Raw genomic sequence first — 939 nt, 5'->3', positions numbered from 1 at the left:
CCGCCCCCGTGAGCAGACGGTCGAACTCGTCGGGAGCGGCGACCCGGCCGAGGTCGACCACTCCGAGCTTCGAGGAGTCCGCGACCACGACCCGGCGGGTCGCCGCCTGCAGCATCCGGCGCTTCAGGGTCGCCTCCGGGAGGTTGACGTTGGTGACGCCGGCCTCGGGGTGCACGCCGGTGCAGCCGATGAAGGCGATGTCGGCGCGGATCCGCTCGAGCAGCTCGGACGCGAGCGGCTCGACCAGCGAGTGCTGCAGCGGCCGCAGAGTGCCCCCGGTGACGACGACCGTGAAGCGCGGGATGGCCGGCTCGAGCGCCAGCGCCGTGGAGAGGCCGTTCGTGATCACCGTGACGTCGCGCAGCTCCTCCCGCGCCACGAGCGCGTGCGCGATGGCGAGCGGGGTGGTGCCCACGTCGAGCACGATGCTCTGCCCGGAGGAGACGGAGGCGGCGGCCTCCTCGCCGATCGCGGCCTTCTCGTCGGAGGCGGCGCTCAGGCCCTCCTCGAGCGAGCGCTCGCCGGTGGGTCTCGGCGCCGGGATCGCCCCGCCGCGCACCCGCTGGAGGACGCCCTCGCTCGCGAGCAGGGCGAGATCGGAGCGGACGGTGACGACCGAGACCCCGAGCATGTCGGCCATCGGGGCGACCCCGACGAAGCCCGAGCTCTCGGCGGCCAGGCGCAGCCGCAGCCGGCGCTCGATCGCCGACGTGGACTCCTGCTCGCCGTCCGTCCTCATCCGCCCATCGTGCCCGCGGTCGAGTGGACTTGTCAAAGCGAAAACGAGCTTTCCTTTTCGAAGGTGCGGCCCTAGTCTGACTCCTGCCATGAACGAAGCGATCACCCTCTCCGCCGGCGTCGTCAAGCGCCCGCACACGCTGGCCGACGGCCGCGAGCTCCTCTACTTCGACGACGCCGACACGACGCTCCCCCCGGAGC

1 protein-coding gene is annotated in these 939 nt (G+C 72.6%); it reads right to left on the bottom strand.

The window, feature by feature from the left end; genetic code table 11:
• On the bottom strand, window positions 1–739 hold a 739-nt coding region (locus C5C74_RS16890; RefSeq protein ID WP_104351948.1), incomplete at its 3' end, for a DeoR/GlpR family DNA-binding transcription regulator.
• Window positions 740–939 lie beyond the last annotated feature (200 nt).

This window comes from Rathayibacter sp. AY1E8, assembly GCF_002931415.1.
Classification (GTDB): Bacteria; Actinomycetota; Actinomycetes; order Actinomycetales; family Microbacteriaceae; genus Rathayibacter.
The sequence above is the reverse complement of the archived record's forward strand: the minus strand, read 5'-3'. Positions and strand labels throughout refer to the sequence as shown.